Source organism: Hydrogenophaga sp., from assembly GCF_041633695.1.
Taxonomy (GTDB): Bacteria; Pseudomonadota; Gammaproteobacteria; order Burkholderiales; family Burkholderiaceae_C; genus Hydrogenophaga.
In genome coordinates, this window is sequence record NZ_JBFJMY010000726.1 from 1 (window position 1) to 1,302 (window position 1,302).

2 protein-coding genes are annotated in these 1,302 nt (G+C 60.3%); both read right to left on the reverse strand.

Going from position 1 to position 1,302, the window contains the following annotated elements:
* A partial coding sequence (locus ABYB95_RS23595) for a hypothetical protein (protein WP_372662846.1) occupies positions 1-199 on the reverse strand: 199 nt, incomplete at its 3' end.
* Positions 196-1,302, reverse strand: a 1,107-nt coding sequence (locus ABYB95_RS23600) for an SIR2 family protein (protein WP_372662849.1), incomplete at its 5' end; no start/stop codon positions are given. The genes ABYB95_RS23600 and ABYB95_RS23595, both read right to left, overlap by 4 nt.

Here is a 1,302-nt window from a genome sequence, read left to right on the forward strand (position 1 = left end):
CGACCTTACGCGTCAACTGCGACTCGCTCTCGCTGGCGATATCGGCGACAAGGATCAAGTCGGCAGAACTCTTCGCCTTCACGAGCGCGGCGGGAAATTGGAACTTCAACTCGCCGACCCGGAGTCCGTTGGCGATACGCTGGTACCCGGCTTCCTCGAGCGCCGCCGCGACCCGGCCCACTGGTGTTGAATCAGTCATAGCGCAAGCTCCTGTCGGAATGCTTCATACAGATCTTCAGCGGTAGCGTAGGTTTGCAGCAGCGTCGATATGCTTACATCGCGCGCTTTCGGTACCCCAGTCCGCCCTGCTGCTCCCCTCGGAGATCGGGACATTGGCACTGCCAGCTTCTGCGACTGGATCAAAAGGGGGCTCTCTGTCTCCACCAGGTGGCCCTCACTGCGAAGCAGCGCGGCGCCGGACGCGCTGGCCGTCAGGTACACCTTGGTACGGGCCGCTGCTGCACCTTTTCCAGTGACCGCCAGCACGCCCGATTCCCTGTCCAGAGACTCGGCTTCCACTATCCAATGGTCGCGGCTCAAGCCCATCCCCACCAGGCCAAGTGCTACAGCGGCCTCGCGCAACCCGAGGGCTCCAAGGGTGGGGTTACCAGCTAGGGCTGTCACGACGTCACTTGTGATCGGCTCAAACCTGACATTTGGGTGCTCGATTTGGCCGTCACGGAGCAGCTTGCAGGCACGGCCGAATCGATCAAGGAGCGCATCGATGAACTCAAGCGTCGGCTCCGCCGCATCTGCCAGATGGTTGCGAAGCGACATGATGCCGGAGCACAGGTTTTGACGCTCCGCCTGTGGCAGCAGGCCTGGCGCGAGAGAGATAAGCGCCTGCAGCTTTCTAGACCACACGTCCAGCAACAGCGCGGTCAGCAACCGCTTGGCGTATGCCTGGATGCGTGCCGCCTCAAAGACTGCCGTCAAGTTCGCTGGCGTGATTTGGTCGCGGTAGACGTTTTTCAGAAGAGATCGCTGCTCCATTCCCAGATCTTGCTCCGAGAACACGTAGCTAGGCGGGGGATCGCCAAGCTGCCACGTCAACTCGTTGGCCGCCTTGTTGAAGATGCTTTGGATATTGGCATCCTGGGCTGACAGGCCAAGCATCAGAGTGCGCTTGCTCCCTACGATGTGAGTTAATGCAGTGACCAGCCCCTGGTTGTTCGCCTGGGTACAGAAGGCTGCGACCTGATCGTTTGACGCCACCAACCATTGGCGGTACTGGCCCGGATCAGCTTGAGCCTTGACAGCACAACCGTGGAACTTAATGAGGCGGGTCTTTTTGCATGGCAG